At 65.0% G+C, this 17,596-nt stretch carries 15 protein-coding genes, 1 tRNA gene and 1 pseudogene; 9 read left to right on the top strand and 8 right to left on the bottom strand.

The window, feature by feature from the left end; genetic code table 11:
* The first annotated feature begins 256 nt into the window (after nucleotides 1–256).
* Nucleotides 257–1,975, top strand: coding sequence for a calcium-binding protein (locus ACQ651_RS07955; RefSeq protein ID WP_430448979.1), 1,719 nt, complete (start codon nucleotides 257–259; stop codon nucleotides 1,973–1,975).
* Nucleotides 1,947–3,599 (top strand): Hint domain-containing protein, encoded by a 1,653-nt coding sequence (locus tag ACQ651_RS07950; RefSeq protein ID WP_430448978.1) that lies wholly within the window; start codon nucleotides 1,947–1,949, stop codon nucleotides 3,597–3,599. The genes ACQ651_RS07955 and ACQ651_RS07950 overlap by 29 nt, the downstream gene beginning before the upstream one ends.
* A gap of 61 nt (nucleotides 3,600–3,660) precedes the next feature.
* On the opposite strand, the gene ACQ651_RS07945 is transcribed toward ACQ651_RS07950, so the two are convergent.
* Nucleotides 3,661–4,233 carry a nucleotidyltransferase family protein gene (locus ACQ651_RS07945; protein WP_430450317.1) on the bottom strand — a complete coding sequence of 191 codons (573 nt, stop codon included), beginning with the start codon at nucleotides 4,231–4,233 and terminating at the stop codon, nucleotides 3,661–3,663.
* Nucleotides 4,234–4,324: 91 nt separating this feature from the next.
* Nucleotides 4,325–6,745, bottom strand: a pseudogene (locus ACQ651_RS07940) (GcvT family protein).
* Nucleotides 6,746–6,855: 110 nt separating this feature from the next.
* Here ACQ651_RS07940 and ACQ651_RS07935 point away from each other — a divergent pair.
* Nucleotides 6,856–8,121 carry a DUF2254 domain-containing protein gene (locus tag ACQ651_RS07935; RefSeq protein ID WP_430448977.1) on the top strand — a complete coding sequence of 422 codons (1,266 nt, stop codon included), beginning with the start codon at nucleotides 6,856–6,858 and terminating at the stop codon, nucleotides 8,119–8,121.
* A gap of 34 nt (nucleotides 8,122–8,155) precedes the next feature.
* Here the strand turns inward: ACQ651_RS07935 and ACQ651_RS07930 are convergent, their stop codons facing one another.
* From ACQ651_RS07930 to ACQ651_RS07915, 4 genes are all read right to left on the bottom strand, one after another.
* Nucleotides 8,156–9,454 carry an HlyC/CorC family transporter gene (locus ACQ651_RS07930; protein ID WP_227286645.1) on the bottom strand — a complete coding sequence of 433 codons (1,299 nt, stop codon included), beginning with the start codon at nucleotides 9,452–9,454 and terminating at the stop codon, nucleotides 8,156–8,158.
* Nucleotides 9,455–9,562: 108 nt separating this feature from the next.
* Nucleotides 9,563–10,513 carry a tyrosine recombinase gene (locus ACQ651_RS07925; RefSeq protein WP_430448976.1) on the bottom strand — a complete coding sequence of 317 codons (951 nt, stop codon included), beginning with the start codon at nucleotides 10,511–10,513 and terminating at the stop codon, nucleotides 9,563–9,565.
* A 1-nt stretch (nucleotide 10,514) separates the two neighbouring features.
* A complete protein-coding gene (locus tag ACQ651_RS07920; RefSeq protein WP_430448975.1) occupies nucleotides 10,515–12,032 on the bottom strand; it encodes a hypothetical protein in 1,518 nt (505 codons plus the stop codon).
* Entirely contained in the window at nucleotides 12,022–12,156 is a 135-nt protein-coding gene (locus ACQ651_RS07915) for a hypothetical protein (RefSeq protein WP_286193429.1), read from the bottom strand. The genes ACQ651_RS07920 and ACQ651_RS07915 overlap by 11 nt, the downstream gene beginning before the upstream one ends.
* A gap of 107 nt (nucleotides 12,157–12,263) precedes the next feature.
* Here ACQ651_RS07915 and ACQ651_RS07910 point away from each other — a divergent pair, with 107 nt between their 5' ends.
* Nucleotides 12,264–12,830: a shikimate kinase gene (locus ACQ651_RS07910; protein ID WP_227286641.1), complete on the top strand. Its 567-nt coding sequence runs from the start codon at nucleotides 12,264–12,266 to the stop codon at nucleotides 12,828–12,830.
* Nucleotides 12,827–13,945, top strand: coding sequence for a 3-dehydroquinate synthase (gene aroB / locus ACQ651_RS07905; protein ID WP_430448974.1), 1,119 nt, complete (start codon nucleotides 12,827–12,829; stop codon nucleotides 13,943–13,945). The genes ACQ651_RS07910 and aroB overlap by 4 nt, the downstream gene beginning before the upstream one ends.
* Before the next feature lie 74 nt (nucleotides 13,946–14,019).
* Here the strand turns inward: aroB and gpt are convergent, their stop codons facing one another.
* The gene (gpt, locus tag ACQ651_RS07900; protein WP_121897900.1) at nucleotides 14,020–14,526 is read right to left on the bottom strand and encodes a xanthine phosphoribosyltransferase; all 507 of its coding nucleotides are present in this window, start codon (nucleotides 14,524–14,526) and stop codon (nucleotides 14,020–14,022) included.
* Between the two features lie 2 nt (nucleotides 14,527–14,528).
* Entirely contained in the window at nucleotides 14,529–15,341 is an 813-nt protein-coding gene (gene fabI, locus ACQ651_RS07895) for an enoyl-ACP reductase FabI (RefSeq protein WP_227286637.1), read from the bottom strand.
* Nucleotides 15,342–15,494: 153 nt separating this feature from the next.
* Between fabI and pdxH the strand changes: the two genes are divergently transcribed.
* The 4 genes from pdxH (at nucleotide 15,495) to ACQ651_RS07875 (ending at nucleotide 17,396) form a co-directional block, all read left to right on the top strand.
* Nucleotides 15,495–16,100 (top strand): pyridoxamine 5'-phosphate oxidase, encoded by a 606-nt coding sequence (gene pdxH, locus ACQ651_RS07890; protein WP_227286635.1) that lies wholly within the window; start codon nucleotides 15,495–15,497, stop codon nucleotides 16,098–16,100.
* 176 nt (nucleotides 16,101–16,276) lie between these two features.
* Nucleotides 16,277–16,798, top strand: a complete 522-nt coding sequence (locus ACQ651_RS07885) for a cold-shock protein (RefSeq protein WP_227286634.1) — start codon at nucleotides 16,277–16,279, stop codon at nucleotides 16,796–16,798.
* A 1-nt stretch (nucleotide 16,799) separates the two neighbouring features.
* On the top strand, nucleotides 16,800–17,270 hold the full coding sequence (locus ACQ651_RS07880; protein ID WP_227286633.1) for a DUF192 domain-containing protein: 471 nt from the start codon (nucleotides 16,800–16,802) through the stop codon (nucleotides 17,268–17,270).
* A gap of 49 nt (nucleotides 17,271–17,319) precedes the next feature.
* Nucleotides 17,320–17,396: transfer RNA gene (locus ACQ651_RS07875), tRNA-Pro, on the top strand.
* Nucleotides 17,397–17,596: the final 200 nt, after the last annotated feature.

Here is a 17,596-nt window from a genome sequence, read left to right as displayed (position 1 = left end):
CGCACATACCGCGTCATCGCGATGCGAAGAGATGTGCGTGCCGCAGGGTTGTGATCTGCAACTCGTGGCGCGTGGATCCGATGCCGTTTGGCGTGCCCAACGGCCGGGTCATCCGTGGATAGCGGACCTCTTCCTTCGGTTCATGGCGGGAATGTGCGCGCTGCCCAAGGGTTTCGGCATCGCTCGGCAGAAATTGCAGAACGCAGCGCCTGTTGAACTGACAGGCCGGCGTCACGAAGAGACGGAGTGTACGAGTGTGACTAATTTTAATGAGTCTTTCGCCGCGAACCTGGTTGGACTTTGGGACTTCCGCAGCGGCTCCGAAACGCGCGACACGGGTCTTGATGACGGTTTCGCCCAGAACGGACATACCCAGGGCGGGGCGACGATCTCGGGCGACCAGCTTCACACCAACGGCAGTTCCGGTCTGTTCGACGTCAATGGCGGCACCTTGTCAAACGGCGACGGCACATCGCAGTTCCCGGGCAATGACACCCCCTTCGATCTGGATCGTGGCACGCTTGTCGTGGAGTTCACCCAAGATCACCATGTGGGCTCAAGCCCCGATACGATCGTCAACCGCGGGGAGTTGAACGACGCCGGCAGGGAGGGCTTCTTCGAGCTTCGCGTGACCCAGGACGGGGCGGTGGAGGTCATGCATTGCGTGCCCGGCATCGACTCGATCCTGTCGACCGGGCCGGGCTTCTTCGAGGAAGGCGACACCGTAAAGGCCTATTACGTCTGGGACGAAAGCACTGGCAACCGGCTTGTGGTGGAGAATGTCACCACCGGCGCCGGCACCGAAGTTTCCAGCAGCACGACCGGGCTGACCTTCGACATTACCGACAATGACGATGAAAGCTTCACCTTCGGCGCGCGCGAGGCGGATGACGGCCGCTACAGCAACTATTTCGACGGCGCGATCGATTATGTGGCGATCTTCGATGCCGATGTGCTTGCCGAAACCGGCGACATGATCGTCGAGGGGTCCAGCGGCGACGATCTGATCGACGCAGGCTATACCGGCGACCCGGACACGCCGCCCGATCTGATCGACAACGCGGTCGTGGACGGCACGGATGCCGACACCGTGGTGGCCGGCGCGGGCAACGATACGGTCGAGGCGGGGGCCGGTGACGATCTGGTCTACGCCGGCAGCGGCGATGACAGCGTCGATGGCGGCGCGGGCAACGACACACTGATCGGCGATGACAATACCGGCCAGCCCCTGACCGGAACGCGCGAGAAATTCGAATGGGATCTGGCGCCCGACCCGAACGGCGCGCCGCCGATCGAAAATGGTGACGATCTGACCGGGTTCACCCAGAACACCGGCAGCGTCGACGTGACCTTCTCGGTCCTGTCCGAGCGGGGCGGTGTGGACACGGAATTTGCCAGCAACGATCAGAACATCGCCGGTATTCAGGGCGATGGCGATCCGGTTGACGACAACAGCTCGCTGAGCAGCGATCTGGACAATTCCGGCGATTTTGCGACCTACCGTCTGGATTTCTCGGAGGAGGTGGAGAACGTCTCCTTCCGGGTCAACGATATCGACGGCGATGGTGTGGTCAAAATCCGCGCCTTCGACAAGGACAACATGCCGATCGAGGTTTCGCTGACCGCCGGTGGCCGGCTGACCCTGTCCGACACCGATGGCGTGCCCGGCGCCGATACGGCCGACAGCAATGGCGGCTATCAGGCAGACACCAGTGCGAATTATTCGATCCTGGTCGAGATTCCCGGCCCGGTCGACCGGATCGAGATCACCCATTCCCAGAACGGCGGCGGCGACAGCGGCGTCAACGTCACGGATGTGTATTTCGACACGATCGGCCTTGTCGATGACGGGGCTGCGGGCAGCGACACGCTGGACGGCGGGGACGGGGACGACCTGATCCTCGGCAATGGCGGCGACGATCTGTTGCGCGGCGGCGCGGGGGACGATGTCGTTTCGAGGCGGCGACGGCGATGACGAGTTGCGTGGCAATACCGGCGATGACGTCATCGACGGCGGCGCGGGCAATGACAGCATGGGCGGCGCCGAGGGCGACGACACGATCATGGGCGGCGCGGGCGAAGACACGCTGACCGGCGGTTCGGGCAATGACAGTCTGGACGGCGGTGCGGATGCCGACACCATCAATGGCGGTTCGGGCAATGACACCGTCACCGATACCGACGGCGACAATCTGATCAACACCTCCGACGGGTCGCTTTCGGCGCTGCCGGATCGCGGGTTTCCCTTCGTGCCGGGCTCGCAGGACCAGAATACCGAGAACGACCGCGATCTGGTGACGACCGGCGATGGCAACGACACCATCACCACCGGCGATGACCGCGACACGATCGATGCGGGCGATGGCGACAATGTCATCGACGCGGGCTTCGACGACGATCAGGTGACATCCGGCGACGGCGCCGATCTGATCACCAGCGGCGAAGGATCGGACACGGTCAATTCCGGCGATGGCGACGACACGATCTATGGCGGGCTCGGACCGGGCTTCCCGGATGTGGTGAACATCCCCGACGTGAACCCCGATGGGCCGAACGATCCGATCCTCGACAACGGCGATGACCTGATCAACGCGGGCGGCGGCAATGACCTTGTTTTCGGCGAAGACGACAACGACACGATCGATGGAGGCGCGGGCAACGATACGCTGGATGGCGGCATCGATGACGACGAGATCACCGGCGGCAGCGGCGATGACAGCATCATCGGTGGGCAGGGCGCGGATGCGATGTTCGGCGGGGATGACAAGGACACGTTCACAATCGGCCCGGATGGCGACGGCGTCGGCGATTACATCGAAGGCGGCGAAGGCGGGGATGATAGCGATACGCTGGATCTGTCCAATGCCGGGCCGCTGAAGATCAATTTCGACGATGCGGTCGACGCCGGCGGCACCCCGGGTGAATCCGGCACGGTGACCTTCTTCGACGGCAATGGATATGCGGCCGAGAACGTGACCGGCACGCTGACATTCAAGGAGATCGAGAATGTCATCCCCTGCTTCACGCCAGGCTCGCGCATCGCGACGCCGAAGGGTGAGGTTCCGGTGGAGACCCTGCGCGAGGGTGACAAGATCATCACCCGCGACAACGGCATTCAGGAAATCCGCTGGATCGGTACCCGTACCCTGAACCGGTCGGAACTGCGCCGCGCGCCCTATCTGCGCCCGATCCTGATCAAGGCGGGCGCGCTTGGCGATGGCCTGCCGGAGCGCGACATGATGGTGTCGCCGCAGCACCGGATGCTGGTTTCGGGCGACCGCACGCAGCTTTACTTCGAGGAAAGCGAGGTGCTGGTGGCGGCCAAGCATCTGGTCAACCATGGCGCGGTTCAGTGGCTGGACCCGCTGCGCGCGACCTATGTGCATTTCATGTTCGACCACCACGAAGTCGTGCTGGCCGACGGGGCATGGACCGAAAGCTTCCAGCCGGGCGACCAGTCCCTCGGGGCGATGGGCAATGGCGCGCGCACCGAGATCCTGGAGATCTTCCCCGAACTGAAAACCCCGGCGGGCCGCGAAAGCTATGTGGCGGCCCGGCGCGCCCTGAAAAGCCATGAGGCCAAGCTGCTGACGCGGTAGGTGCGGCGGCGTTCTTTGTGGCCTTTCGGGCCTGACGATCAGAATGACAAGGGCGGTCTTTCTAGAGGCCGCCCTTTTGCGCCGCGCGCCAGCTGGCCCATTCCTCGGGCGTGTCCAGATCGACCAATGCGCGCCGGCCCTTCAGGGGAACCAGATGGGTCCGGTTTGCATGGGCTTTCAGGACTGCGCGCGCGCCTGTGTCGCCTGTGAGCTTTTGCAGCGCGGGAAAGAGGTCGGCGGGGAAAAGCACCGGGTGGCCGGGTGTGCCGTCTTCGCCCGCGGCCCGCAGGATCGCAGTCGGCACTTTTGCATGAAGCGCCAGGATCAGGTGCATCTCATGGGCGGTGATCTCGGGCATATCCGCCAGAACGATCAGTGCGGCCGACGCGGCGATGCCGGCGATCCCGGCGGTGATGGAGGCGGCCATGCCCGCGCCTTCGGGCGCTTCGACGATCTCGCAGGGAATGTCTTTCAGAGCGGCGCGCCGGGCGGGCTGATCCGGCCCGAGGACGACCCGGGTGGCTCCCGCCCTGGCGCAGCGCCGGCCCATGACCGCAAGAAGCAGCTCGTCACCGATGGGTTCGAGAAGCTTGTCCGTGCCGCGCATGCGTGTCGCGCGGCCGGCGGCGAGCAGAAGAAGGACGGGATCGGATGAAGAGATGTCGAAACCTCCGGCGGGGGAATGTCCGGCGCGGGGAAGGGCGCGCCTTGACCTTTATGGCAGATCAGCCTCGCATGCGGGCGCCATCGGCGTCAAAAAGCGGTGTGGTGATCAGCCGGGCGGGGCGCATATCGCCGAGGATCTCGATCTCCACCTCAAGCCCGTCTTCGGCGCGGGCGGTCGGAACGAAGCCGAGGGCGATGGATTTACCCGCGTGGTGGGAGTAGCCGCCGGAGGTGCAGAACCCCTGCACGCTGCCATCCAGCCAGATCGGTTCATAGGCGTTCACATCCGCGTCGGCGGCGTCCACCTCGAAGGCGCAGAGCTTGCGCGCCGGGCCCGTCGTCCGCTCGGCCTCGGCGGCGGCGCGGCCGATGAAATCCGCGGGCTTCCCGAAGCTGATGAACCGGTCGAGCCCGGTTTCCGCCGGGGTGTAGTCCGGTGAATACTCCCGAAGCCAGGAGCCGAAGAACTTGTCGAGCCGGAGTGACATCATCGCGCGCATGCCGAAGGGGCGGATGCCCGAAGGCCTGCCCCGCCTGCCAGAGCAGATCCCAGAGTGCGCGGTGTTCCATCGCATCGACATAGATTTCATAGCCGAGATCGCCGGTATAGCTGACGCGCTGGACAAGTGCGGTGGAAAGCCCGAGCGGGAGCGTTTTGACATCCATGAAGCGAAACGCCCCGGCGCCGACATCGGCGCGGGTGCACCTCTTGCAGGAGCGCGCGCGCATTCGGCCCCGCAATCTGGAAGCCGGTTAGCTGGTATCGGAGACGTTGCGTACATGAACATCGCCCGTCGCAACCAGTTCTCGAACCATCGTAAATGGTAATCCTGTGCGCCATAGCTCGCGGTCAGCTGGAACTCCGTCTCCGACAGGCAGGAGATCGTAAAATCGCCGATCAGCCGGCCGTTCCGGTTCAGCATCGGGGTGAGAGACAGGCGGCCCGGCGCGGGCACGCGGCCCGCCATGACCCGGTCGAGCCAGCCGCGCGCGTCCCGCCCGGTGACCAGATATTTGCCGAAATTCTGCAACTCGTTGATGCCGACGGCCTCTCGCACGGCTTTGACCTCCCGCGCGGTGGCCGCTAAGGCATTGGACCGGCGGAAGGACGGTGTCTCGTACCGGGCTTCGCCCTCTTCGGCGAAGTAGTTCGCAACCTCCAGCCCGTATTGCTGCCCCCAGACGGCGCCCATCCGGTCGAACGCGTCGTAAAGCGGTGTCGTGCGAAAGGGCCGGGCGGCGGGCAGTTCCTCGTTGGGATAGGCGACGGAAAAGCGGTTCCGGTAGTTCTCGATCACCTTCGGCAGGGTGTAGCCGGGCGTGAGGATGCGGCCGAAACGGGCGACATCCATGGCGAAGACATCGCGGTCGGGCGTGCCATCGACCATCCATTGCGCCAGCGTCAGCCCCACGCCGCCACCCTGGCTGAACCCGGCCATGACGCCGCAGGCCGACCAGTAATTGCGCAGGCCCGGCACTGGGCCGACCAGCGGGTTCCCATCGGGGGCGAAGGTGAAGGGCCCGTGGATCACGGATTTCACCCCGGCGGTTTCGAGGATGGGGAAACGTCTATAGGCAAAGGCGATGCTGTCTTCGATCTTGTCGAAATCATCTGGCAGCAGTTCATGGCCGAAGTTCCAGGGCGTGCCGTTCACCGCCCAGGGCTTGCAGGGCTGCTCGTAAAAGCCGATGCAAAGCCCGCGCCCCTCCTGGCGCAGATAGCTTTCGCCGGCGGGGTCCATCACATGGGGATGTTCGGTGGCGCGTTCGTAGATCTCGGCGATCTCGTCGGTCACGATATACTGGTGCTCCATCGGGTGGAGCGGCAGATAGACGCCCGCCATGGCCCCCACTTCGCGGGCCCAGAGACCGGCGGCATTGACCACATGTTCGGCATGGATCGTGCCCTTTTCGGTGACCACATCCCAGGTGCCATCCACACGAGGATTGGTTTCCAACACCTTGCAATGCGTGGTGATTTCCGCGCCGCCCATCCGTGCCGCCCGGGCGTAGGCATGGGTGGTGCCGGACGGGTCAAGATGGCCGTCGAGCGGGTCGTAGAGCGCGCCGAGGATCCCGTCGATATTGGTGATGGGGGCGACCTGTTTGATCTCTTCGGGGCCGAGGATCTCGGTCTCCAGCCCCATGAAGCGATGCTTGGCGCGCTCCGCCTTCAGCATGTCGAAGCGTTCCTGCGTGTCGGCCAGCGTCACGCCGCCCACATGGTGCAGCCCGCAGGAGAGGCCCGTCAGCTCCTCCAACTCGCGATAGAGCCGGATCGTATAGCCCTGAAGGGCAGCCATGTTGGTATCGCCGTTCAGGGTGTGAAACCCGCCCGCGGCATGCCATGTGGACCCCGAGGTCAGGTCCGAGCGTTCCAGAAGCATCACATCCGACCAGCCCAGTTTGGTCAGATGGTAGAGGACCGAAGCGCCGACGACACCGCCGCCGATAACGCAAACCCGGGTGGTGGTGTTCATGAGGCTCTCCGTTTCGTAATGTGGTGCAGGGTTGCGCCCGGCGCAGCCGCGCGGCAAGTCGAAAGGCGACATTTGAGGTCGTAATTCTTGGGGAAAGTGATCGGGCCGGAATGGTGATTTCTCTGATACGCCGCCTGCGGCAGTTTTCGCGCCGCATCTATGTGCGGGTGACGCTTTATGCGGTGCTGAATGTTGTGGCGCTGGTGGTGGCCACGCTTCTTGGGCCGATCATCCCGGCCAGCCTGGGCCGGCTGATCGGCGCCGACGCGGTCGACACGATCCTGCAGGTGATCGCGACTTCGATGCTGGCGGTCGTCACCTTCTCGCTGACGATCATGTCGAGCGCGTTTGCCCGCGCGGCGGGGCAGTGGACCCCGCGCAGCCACATGCTGATGCGGGAGGACACGGTCACCCATTCGGTTCTCGCAACATTTCTGGGCGCCTATCTCTATGCGCTGATCGCGATCATTCTGCGGGCGGCGGACCTGTTCGGCGAACGCGAGATGGTGGTGGTCTTCGGGATGACGATGGTGGTCATCGCCTCGATCGTCTGGTCGATCATCCGCTGGATCTCCCATCTGGAAGGGCTGGGCAGCCTTCAGGTCACCGCCCGGCGGCTGGAGGTGCGCGCCGTGAGGGCCGTGGCGCAGGCGGTGGAACAGCCCGCCCAGGGCGCGAACCGCCTGACCGATCCCGCAGGCACGATCCCGCGCGACGCGGTGCCGGTTCATGCCGGAGATGCCGGTTATGTGCAGCAGATATTCGAGGCGGAGTTGCAGGATCTGGCCGCCGCGCAGGAGGCGCGGATCTATGTGGCGCGCCCGGCCGGGGCCTATGTGCAGCGCGGCGACGTGCTGGCGCTGGTGGCGGATACGACGCCCGATGAGGAGATGGAGGAAGCGGTGCGCGCGGCGATCCCGGTCAGCGATGTGCGCAGTTTCGACCATGATCCGGTTTTCTGCGTCACCGTCCTGTCCGAAATCGCCACCCGCGCGCTGTCGCCGGGGGTGAACGACCCGGGCACGGCCATCGATATCCTGCATCGGCTGTCCCATGTGATCGGCGATGCGGGGCCATCGAAGGAGCCCGACACCCCCGAGCATGACCGGGTCTGGATCGAGCCGTTGATGCCGGAGGAGCTGTTCTACGCCAGTTTCGATCCGATCGCGCGCTGTGCGAATGAGGCGGTGGAGGTGCATCTGGCGCTGCAGAGCAGCCTTGCCGATATCGTCCGGATCGGTCACCCGGCCGTGGCGGCCGCCGCGCGGGAGGCGGCGCTGCGGTGCCTTGCACGCGCCAATGGCGCGCTTGAAAATGACGGCGATCGGGAGCGGCTGGCCGCGGCGATGTCGATCAGGGAGGCAGCCGCGTCATAGCGGGCAGGCGGCCTTTCCGGGGCGCCCGACCCGTTCAGAGCTTGCGGATCTTGAGCTGGGTCAGGCGGTTCTGTTCACGCGCGGCCACCTCGAAGCGGAACCCGTGGAAACTGAAACACTGCCCCTCGACAGGGATCGACTGCGCTTCGTGAATGACCAGACCGGCCACCGTATTGGCCTCCTCGTCAGGCAGCGTCCAGTCGGTGGCGCGGTTCAGGTCCCGGATCGTCATGCCGCCATCGACCAGATAGTTCCCGTCCGGGCCCTGTGTCAGGTTGATCGTCTCTTCCACGTCGAATTCGTCGGTGATCTCGCCCACGATCTCTTCGAGGATATCCTCCAGCGTGATCAGGCCCTGCAACGCGCCGTATTCATCCACCACGAGGGCGAAATGCGTATGGCGGCGCAGGAACTGGCGCATCTGGTCGTCCAGCGTGGTGGTTTCCGGCACGAAATAGGGCTTCATTGCCACTTGCGCGATATCGAACTCGCCAAGGCCCGGCGCGTCGTCGCCGCGCATCAGCCGGTCCATCGCGCGCAACAGATCCTTGGCGTGGATCAGGCCGATGATGTTTTCCTGTTCGCCGCGATAGACGGGCAGGCGGGTGTGGGGCGATTGCAACGCCTGGCTGAGGATCTGCTCGGGGTCGGCATCGGCGTCGATCATCTCGATCGCGGAGCGGTGGAGCATGATCTCCTCCACCGTGCGGTCGCCCAGATCGAGCGCGCCAAGAAGACGGTCGCGGTGTTCCTTGCCCACCGCGCCTTCGGAATGGCCAAGGGTGATGGCGCCCGCAATTTCCTCATGCACGCTGAGCACCCTGCTATCCGGGTCGGTCTGCACCCCGAAGACGCGCAGGACGCCCCGGACCAGAACCTGAACCATGCGCACCACCGGCGAAAACAGCAAGATGACGACACGGATCACCGGCGACACCCGCGCGGCGGCGGTTTCGGCATTGGTGATGGCGTAGGTTTTCGGCAGCACCTCGGCGAAGATCAGCACCAGCAGGGTCATCACCAGCGTCGCCAGCGCCACGCCGCTTTCGCCGAAGACGCGGGTGAAGAGCGCGGTCGCCAGAGAGGCCGCGAGGATATTGACCAGATTATTGCCAAGCAGGACCGATCCGATCAGCCGCTCGCTGTCTTCGGTCAGATGGAGTGCCCGCTCGGCGCCCTTGTTGCCCCGGTCGGCCTGCGAGCGCAGCTTGCCCCGCGACGCGGCGGTCAGCGCCGTTTCGGAGCCGGAGAAGAAGGCGGACAGCACCAGAAGGCCGATGATCGCAGCGGCGGTGGTCCAGAAAGCTGTGTCCAGAAGGGGGGTCTCGTCCATGAGCAGGTTATGGGGTGCGGATGCGGGTTCTTCAAGAGCGGCGTTTGGCGCGGAGCGGCGGGTGTTGCATGGCCGAAGCGGGCCGGTTTCGCGCCCGGCGGCTCGTCGCTATCGCGGGCGGGGCTTCGCCAGCGGATGATGGTCGAACACGAGGGATTTCAGCCGCTCGTCCAGCACATGGGTGTAGATCTCGGTGGTGGAGATATCCGCATGGCCCAGAAGCGTCTGGATCGAGCGGAGATCGGCCCCGCCGGCCAGCAGATGCGTGGCAAAGGCGTGGCGGAGCGTGTGGGGCGTCACGTCGCCCGGCGGGATGCCGGCGGCCACCGCGATTTCCTTGACCAGCGTGAAGAACCGCACCCGGGTGACATGGCCGGATTTCCCGTGCGAGGGGAACAGGAAGCGGGAGACGGGCGTGCCGGTTTCGTCCGCCTTGCGCTCCTCCTCGGCGTCGCGATGCTCAAGCCATGCCGCAAGTGCCAGCCGGGCCGGCGGCGACAGGGGCACCATGCGTTCCTTGCTGCCCTTGCCCTTGATCAGCAGGATCTGTGGGTCGCCCCGCGCGGCGGAGACCGGCAGCGAGATCAACTCGGTGACCCGCATCCCGGTCGCATAGAGCATCTGCATGAGACAGGCGTTTCGCAGCCGGTCGCCGGGGCTGCGGCCATGGGTTTCGGCGGCGTCGAGCAGCCGGTCCACCTGGTCCACCGTCAGGGTTTTGGGCAGGCGTCTGTCCCGGCCCGGCCCCTTGATCAACTGGGCCGGATTGTCGGAGCGCAGCCCCTCTTCATAGGCGAAGCGGTAAAGCTGCTTGATGGAGGAGAGCCGCCGGGCGCGTGTGGCGCGCGCCATCCCCCGGGCATCGAGCGCGGTCAGATAGGCTTCGATATCGGCGCGCGTGGCAGAGAGCAGGTCGGTGTCGCGCAGGCCGAGAAAGCGGCGGAAATCATCCAGATCGCGGGTATAGGCCAGCTGCGTGTTGCGGGCCGCGTTCAGTTCGGCGGCCTGCGCCTCGATGAAGGACTGGATCCAGCGCGTATCCTGCAGGGCGTCGGCCATTTCAGGTCCGGTCCAGGATCAGGAGTTGCAGGGCCGCCCGGCGCGCCGTGTCCTCCAGCCCGAGGGCGCGGAACAGGCGCAGCGCATCGGCGATGTCATCCACATCTCCGGTGCCGTCGCCAAGGGTGCGCGCGGCGCGCAGCAACGCCTCCCCGGTGCGCCCGAGCGTCAGGAGCCGCGTGAACCGCTCGGGCGGGGTGACATCTGCGAAGGCCACGGCCACGGCGGCGGTCACGGCATCGGACCCGGTCGGTGGCGTCCCCGGCGCCTCCCCCCGGGCGATGGCGAAAAGGCGCCGCTCATAGGCGTCCTGCGGGACCGCGCCCTGTGCCACGGCCTCGTAGAGCGGCGACAGGAGCCCGACGCGGCGGGCCAGCATCGCGGCCTCCCCGGTCAGCGGCAGACGGAGCAGGCGGTCGGCATAGAGCCTTGCGAACGGCACCTCCAGCCCGACCTGCTGCATCGCGGCCCAGACTTGGGGCAACCGCGTGGTCACGGCCACCGGATCGCCCGCCAGAAGTGCCGCATCGAAGGCCTGAAGTGCGGCCACCCGGTCCCACACCCCGCCAGAGGCGGCCGGAACCCGCGCGGTGTAGATGACCAGCCATTCCTCCGGCTCGATCGCGCCGGAGCGCATCAGGCGTTCGGCGGCGTCAAGCTGCGCCCGCCAGCCCGCCAGATCGGCCAGATCCGCATGGGCGAAGGCCAGCGGCAGGCCGGTCGAGGGCGGGCGTTCGCCAAGGGAAATCAGCATCTGGTAATGCAGCGGCGTTATCTCGGCGGGAACCGGCAGGGGCGGCTCCCCCTCGAACAGTTCCGGATCGAGAAAGCGGGCGATCAGATCGGCCTCTGCCGTGGTGATGTAGCCAAGCGCCTCGCCGGTGCCGAGCGAAAGCGCGGCAGCGGGCCAGTCTCCGCTTCGCGCAAGGCAGAAGATGCGCGCCGGGAATGTGGGCGCGATGTCGGGACTTGCCCGCATCGCGGCGCAGGCCCGGTCGGCCTGACCGGTCAGCAGGCTGACATCGAACCAGCGGCGGAACACGCGCGGGTCGGAGGGCCCGGCCCGTTCCATCAGCGCCCGCGCCGGTGCCAGGGCGCCGCGGCCCAACAGCAGATCCAGCCGGGCCAGAAACAGCACCGCGTCGGTGCCTGCGTCGCGGGGCGGATCAAGCTCGGCCAAGGCCAGTTGCTGGGTAAAGCCGAGAATGGCGGGCAGCCCCTCGGCGGGTTGAGAGAGCAACAGGCGCGCCAGCGTCTCGGGCGCACTGTCGGCCCAGAGATCCGGCGGCAGACCGGTGCTTGAAAACGGCAGAATGCCTACCGCGTCGAGCCGCACCTGCCCAAGCGGCATCACCGTGATCGTCTGCGGCGCGGCCGATGTGGCGACATTGGCATGGGGCCGTGTGATCGTGTCGGAGAGCCAGTCCGGCCCGGAAAACGGCGCGTCGGTACTCTCGGTCTGGGCCAGCGCCGGAGCGCCCGCCAGAGCCAGCGCGCAAAGGGCCGCCCTAATCCGCATCGAGGACCACCGGCAGGGTTATCTCCCGCGTTTCGGGAATGATCAGACCGGAATAGGAATAGCCCACCAGCGCCAGCACCGCCAATAGTACCAATACAGCCAAAAGCTTGATCAACCGCCCCATTTATGCCCTTCGTTTTTACTTGTCTTATCGGCGTTTGCCGCCGCTTCACTTTCACTATAAGCCTTTTCGGGCGGAATTACGCCAGCCTGGAGGACACTTTTTTGACAATGGGCGAAACCATGCCAAAGGGCCGGTTGCGATTGGCCAGAACGGTTGTTCTGGTGGGCATGATGGGTGCCGGCAAGACCGCGATCGGCCGCGCGCTGGCGGGCCGCCTGGGGGTGGATTTGCAGGATTCCGATGCCGAGATCGTGGAGAGCGCGCGGATGTCGATCGCCGAGATTTTCGAGCGCGACGGCGAGGCGTTTTTCCGCGAGAAGGAGGCGCAGGTGATCGCGCGGCTGCTGGAGAGCCCTCCTTGTGTCCTGTCCACCGGCGGCGGGGCGTGGTTGTCGGAGGAGAACCGGGAGATGATCTCGGCGCGCGCCGCCGTCATGTGGCTGGAGGCGGATCTGGATCTGCTCTGGCAGCGGGTGCGGCACAAGAACACGCGGCCCCTGCTGCAGACGGAAAATCCGCGCGCCACGCTGGCCGGTTTGCTGAAAGCGCGCACGCCCGCCTATGCCACCGCCGCGATGAAGGTGAAGGTCGAGCCTGCCTGGTCCATCGCGCGGACGACCGACGAGGTTCTGGCGCGGTTGCTGGCCGAAGGCGTGGTGGAGGCGGCGGGATGAGCGTGGATACGGTGCGGGTTGCCATGGGCGCACGGGCCTATGACGTGCGGATCGGGCAGGGTCTGATCGGCCGGGCGGGGGCCGAAATCGCGCCGGTCCTGTCGCGGCCGAAGGTCTGGGTGATCACGGAGGAGACCGTGGCCGGGCTGCATCTGGCCGCCCTGCGCGCCGGCCTCGTCGCCGAGGGCGTGGAGATGGAGGCGCTGAGCCTGCCCCCGGGGGAGGCCACCAAGAGCTGGCAATATCTGACCCGCGTTGTCGAATGGCTGCTGGAGCAGAAAGTCGAGCGGCGAGACATGGTGGTGGCCTTCGGCGGCGGCGTCATCGGTGATCTGGTGGGCTTTGCGGCGGCGATCCTGCGGCGCGGCGTGCGTTTTGTGCAGGTGCCGACAAGCCTTCTTGCGCAGGTGGACAGTTCCGTCGGCGGCAAGACCGGGATCAACACGCGCCACGGCAAGAATCTGGTTGGTGCCTTCCATCAGCCGGCATTGGTGCTGGCCGATATCGATGTGCTTGGCACCCTTGCGGCGCGGGACTTTCTGGCCGGTTACGGCGAGGTGGTGAAATACGGGCTGCTTGGGGATGCCGCGTTTTTCGCCTGGCTGGAAACGAACGGTCCGGCGCTGGCCGCGGGCGATATCGGGGTGCGGCAGCAGGCGGTACGCCATGCGGTGCAGATGAAGGCCGATATCGTCGCCCGTGACGAGACCGAGCAGGGAGAGCGCGCGCTCCTCAATCTCGGCCACACCTTCTGCCATGCGCTGGAGGCGGCAACGGGCTATTCCGAGCGGTTGCTGCATGGCGAGGGCGTGGCGATCGGCTGTGCGCTGGCCTTCGATCTCTCGGCCCGCATGGGGCTTTGCGCGCAGGAAGAGCCGAGCCGTGTGCGGGCCCATCTGGCGAACATGAAGATGAAGCGAGACCTGTCTGATATTGCGGGCGAATTGCCGGATGCCGATGGCCTTCTGGCACTGATGGCGCAGGACAAGAAAGTCGTGGATGGGCATTTGCGCCTGATCCTGGTCCGCGGTATCGGAGAGGCTTTCGTGACGGCGGATGTGCCACCTGATCTGCTGCGCGGCGTGCTGTCCGAAGCGCTGTCCGCGCGGGGCTAGAGGCGCGTTACGGGCGGCAGGGAAAGAGGCATCGGACGGGCGCTCAGTAACCCGCGCATCACTCCGGTCGAGCGTCAGTCCGTGCCGCGATAGGGCTCCACATATTGCAGGGCCATATCCCAGGGGAAGAAAATCCAGGTGTCCTGGCTGACCCCGGTGATGAACGTGTCCACCATCGGCTCACCCTTGGGTTTGGCATAGACGGTCGCGAAATGCGCCTTTGGATAGAGCGTGCGCACGACCTCCAGCGTCTTGCCGGAATCGACCAGATCGTCGATCACCAGAACGCCTTCGCCGTCGCCCATCAATTCGGGGTCGGGGCGGTTCAGGACCTTCGGCTCGCCTTGCGTCTGATGGTCGTAGGATTTGATCGAGATCGTCGCCACCTGCCGGATGTCGAGCTCCCGCGCGACGATCATCGCAGGGGCCATGCCGCCGCGGGTGATCGCCACGATCGCATGCCATGCGCCGCCTGCGCCGGGGCCGCGCTTGTCCAGCCGCCACGCCAGCGCGCGGCTGTCGCGATGGATCTGATCCCAGGATATGTGGAACCCCTTTTCATGCGGCAGCGGTGTGACCATGGTCAGTGGCCTTTCTTTTCCAGCGACATATCCGGCGCTTCGGGGTTTTTCATTCCGATCACGTTATAGCCGGCATCCACATGGTGGATCTCGCCGGTCACGGCGCTGGACAGATCTGACAGAAGATAGAGCGCGGATTTGCCGACCTCGTCCTGGCTCACCGTGCGCCGCAGCGGGGAGTTGTTCTCGTTCCACTTCAGGATATAGCGGAAATCTCCGATGCCGGAGGCGGCCAATGTCTTGATCGTGCCCGCGCTGATCGCATTCACGCGGATGCCGTCGCGGCCCAGATCCTCGGCCAGATACATCACGCTGGCCTCCAGCGCCGCCTTGGCCACGCCCATAACGTTGTAATGGGGCATGACTTTTTCCGACCCGTAATAGGTCAGCGTCAGCAGGCTGCCCCCGTTCGGCATCATCTTTTCGGCGCGCTGGCAGATCGCCGTGAAGGAATAGACGGAGATATTCATGGTCATGTCGAAGTTTTCGGCCGACGTATCGACATACCGTCCCCGAAGTTCGTTTTTATCTGAAAAACCAATGGCGTGAACGACGAAGTCCAAGCTGCCCCAGGTGTTTTTCAGCGCCTCGAACAGCGCGTCCATGCTGTCTGCGTCGCCCACGTCGCAGGGAAGGATGATGTCGCTGCCAAGCTCGGCCGCAAGCGGTGTGACGCGCTTGAGCAACTGATCCCCCTGATAGGAAAAGGCCAGTTCCGCGCCCTCTGCGGCCAGCGCCTTCGCAACACCCCAGGCGATGGACTTGTCATTGGCGAGCCCCATGATCAGCCCGCGTTTCCCGCTCATCAACCCCATTACTGCTCCCGTCCGGCCTGTTTTATCTGACTATAGTCTGGGTTTAGGCGATTGATCGGGGCGCTTCAAGAGAATGCGGGTGCTTGGCTTGCCGCGCTTTGGCACCGGCGCTAGCTTGCGCCGCATCAGGCGCGGCAGGGAAGGGCAGGGCGGATGAGCGACCGAACCGGAATATTTGCGGGCGACGACCCGTTCGAGATTGTACGCAGCTGGCTCTCCGAAGCCGAGACTACCGAAACCAACGATCCGAACGCCATCGCGCTGGCCAGCGTGGATGAGGACGGGTTGCCCAATGCGCGGATGGTCCTGCTGAAAGACATCGAGGCCGATGCGTTTGTCTTCTATACGAATTACGGAAGCACCAAGGGCCGGGAGCTGACCGCCTCGGGCAAGGCCGCCTTCGTGATGCACTGGAAATCCCTGCGCCGGCAGGTCCGTGTTCGCGGCCTTGTCGAGCGGGAGGAGGGCCCGCAGGCGGACGCCTATTACCGGTCGCGGTCGCTGAAAAGCAGGCTTGGGGCCTGGGCCTCGGACCAGTCGCAGCCGCTTGACAGCCGCACGACACTGATGGCCGAGGTTGCCCGGGTGACGGCCAAGCACGGCACCGCACCGGCAAGGCCGCCCTTCTGGGGCGGGTTTCGCATCCGTCCCGTGGAGATCGAATTCTGGGCCGACGGGGCGTTCCGGCTTCATGACCGGTTCCGCTGGACGCGCGCCGGGCCGGGTGCGGATTGGCAGATCGCCCGTCTCAACCCCTGACCGACATCCTCCCGGATTTGTCTAGTTTTATTAACCTTTTTGCATTTTCGCGATGCGCGAAATGTCATCCATTTGTTTTATATATAAAAATTTCGCTTGCACCGGATGTCACAAACGGCAAGCCTGACATTGGGACAGGCCATTTACGGTCCATTTGAGAATGAGGACCATCCTAAATGTCGGATGAGCGGAGCGATACGACCAAACCGGTTGTTGGGCGGGTGAAGTGGTTTGATGTGGCGAAAGGCTTCGGTTTCATTGTGGCCGAAGACGGCGGGCCGGATATCCTTCTTCACGCCAATGTGTTGCGGAATTTCGGGCAGGGGTCGGTGGCGGACAGTGCTCGAATCACGGTTCTGGTGCAACAGACCGAACGCGGCGCACAGGCCCAGCAGGTGCTGGAGATCGAGCCGCCCGAAAGCGATCCCGACGACCCGGTCGCCGGGCCGATTGCCGAACTGAGCCCCGATGCGCCGTTTCTGGCGGCCCGGGTCAAATGGTTCGACAAGGCGAAAGGCTTTGGATTCGTGAATATCTTCGGGCATTCTGCGGATGTGTTTGTTCATATCGAGGTGCTGCGCCGCTTCGGCCTTGCCGATCTGCAACCGGGTGAAGCCGTCTCGATCCGTGTGGTGGACGGGCCGCGTGGCAAGATGGCAGCCGAAGTGCGGAGCTGGGATTACGTCCAGGAGGATTGAGATGCGCGTATTCGCGGCGCTTCTGGCACTGCTTCTGTCGGCGGACATGGCCTTGGCCGAATGCCGGCCGGACCGGGTCGATCTGCGCGGCGATTTCGGGACCGCCAGTTTCCGGGTCGAGGTGGCCGACGATCCGCAGGAACGCGCCGTCGGTCTGATGCATCGCCCCAGCATGCCGAGCGGCGCGGGCATGATCTTCATCTACGAGCAGCCGCAGCGCGTGAGTTTCTGGATGGAAAACACGCTGATCCCCCTGGATATGATCTTCATGGATCAGACCGGCATGGTGACGCGGGTGCATGAAAATGCGATTCCCCTCGACCGGACCCCGATCCCGGGCGGGCCCGACGTGCTGGCCGTGCTGGAAATCAATGGCGGTCTGTCGTCGCGGATCGGGATCCGCGAGGGGGCGGAACTGCGCCATCCGGGCCTGCCACAGGATCTGGCCGCCTGGCCCTGCGCCGCGGAGTGAAACGGGGGGCTTCCCAAGGCGCGCCTGCCGGGATAGACGAGGCGTCGTTCGGGGCGTAGCGCAGCCTGGTAGCGCGTCTGTTTTGGGTACAGAAGGTCGTGAGTTCGAATCTCGCCGCCCCGACCATTCTCAACAATCCACAAGATACTGTGTCCTGGGTGCCGCGGTCATCTATTTGTGGCCGAAACATGGCGCGACTTCACCCGATTGCTCAGCGCCGCTGCATAACGGTCTATGGCTGTTGAGCTTTTTCGTCATGGCAATCGCGGTGCCGGACGGGCCTGAATCACGCGCTGGACGGGCGCGGGCTGCGTCGCGACAATTGC

The sequence above is a fragment of the Rhodophyticola sp. genome, from assembly GCF_965284195.1.
GTDB lineage: Bacteria > Pseudomonadota > Alphaproteobacteria > Rhodobacterales > Rhodobacteraceae > Rhodophyticola.
Note: the sequence above shows the minus strand (reverse complement) of the source record. Positions and strands in the feature narration are given on the sequence as shown.

Bases quoted from the DNA above. Each gene is read 5' to 3' on its own strand.
- pdxH (WP_227286635.1), top strand. From the start codon at position 15,495: ATGAGCGACCGAACCGGAATATTTGCGGGCGACGACCCGTTCGAGATT.
- ACQ651_RS07885 (WP_227286634.1), top strand. From the start codon at position 16,277: ATGTCGGATGAGCGGAGCGATACGACCAAACCGGTTGTTGGGCGGGTG.
- gpt (WP_121897900.1), bottom strand. From the start codon at position 14,526: ATGGTCACACCGCTGCCGCATGAAAAGGGGTTCCACATATCCTGGGAT.
- ACQ651_RS07925 (WP_430448976.1), bottom strand. From the start codon at position 10,513: ATGGCCGACGCCCTGCAGGATACGCGCTGGATCCAGTCCTTCATCGAG.
- ACQ651_RS07915 (WP_286193429.1), bottom strand. From the start codon at position 12,156: ATGGGGCGGTTGATCAAGCTTTTGGCTGTATTGGTACTATTGGCGGTG.
- aroB (WP_430448974.1), top strand. From the start codon at position 12,827: ATGAGCGTGGATACGGTGCGGGTTGCCATGGGCGCACGGGCCTATGAC.
- ACQ651_RS07935 (WP_430448977.1), top strand. From the start codon at position 6,856: ATGGTGATTTCTCTGATACGCCGCCTGCGGCAGTTTTCGCGCCGCATC.
- fabI (WP_227286637.1), bottom strand. From the start codon at position 15,341: ATGGGGTTGATGAGCGGGAAACGCGGGCTGATCATGGGGCTCGCCAAT.
- ACQ651_RS07930 (WP_227286645.1), bottom strand. From the start codon at position 9,454: ATGGACGAGACCCCCCTTCTGGACACAGCTTTCTGGACCACCGCCGCT.
- ACQ651_RS07950 (WP_430448978.1), top strand. From the start codon at position 1,947: ATGTCGTTTCGAGGCGGCGACGGCGATGACGAGTTGCGTGGCAATACC.
- ACQ651_RS07920 (WP_430448975.1), bottom strand. From the start codon at position 12,032: ATGCGGATTAGGGCGGCCCTTTGCGCGCTGGCTCTGGCGGGCGCTCCG.
- ACQ651_RS07880 (WP_227286633.1), top strand. From the start codon at position 16,800: ATGCGCGTATTCGCGGCGCTTCTGGCACTGCTTCTGTCGGCGGACATG.
- ACQ651_RS07910 (WP_227286641.1), top strand. From the start codon at position 12,264: ATGGGCGAAACCATGCCAAAGGGCCGGTTGCGATTGGCCAGAACGGTT.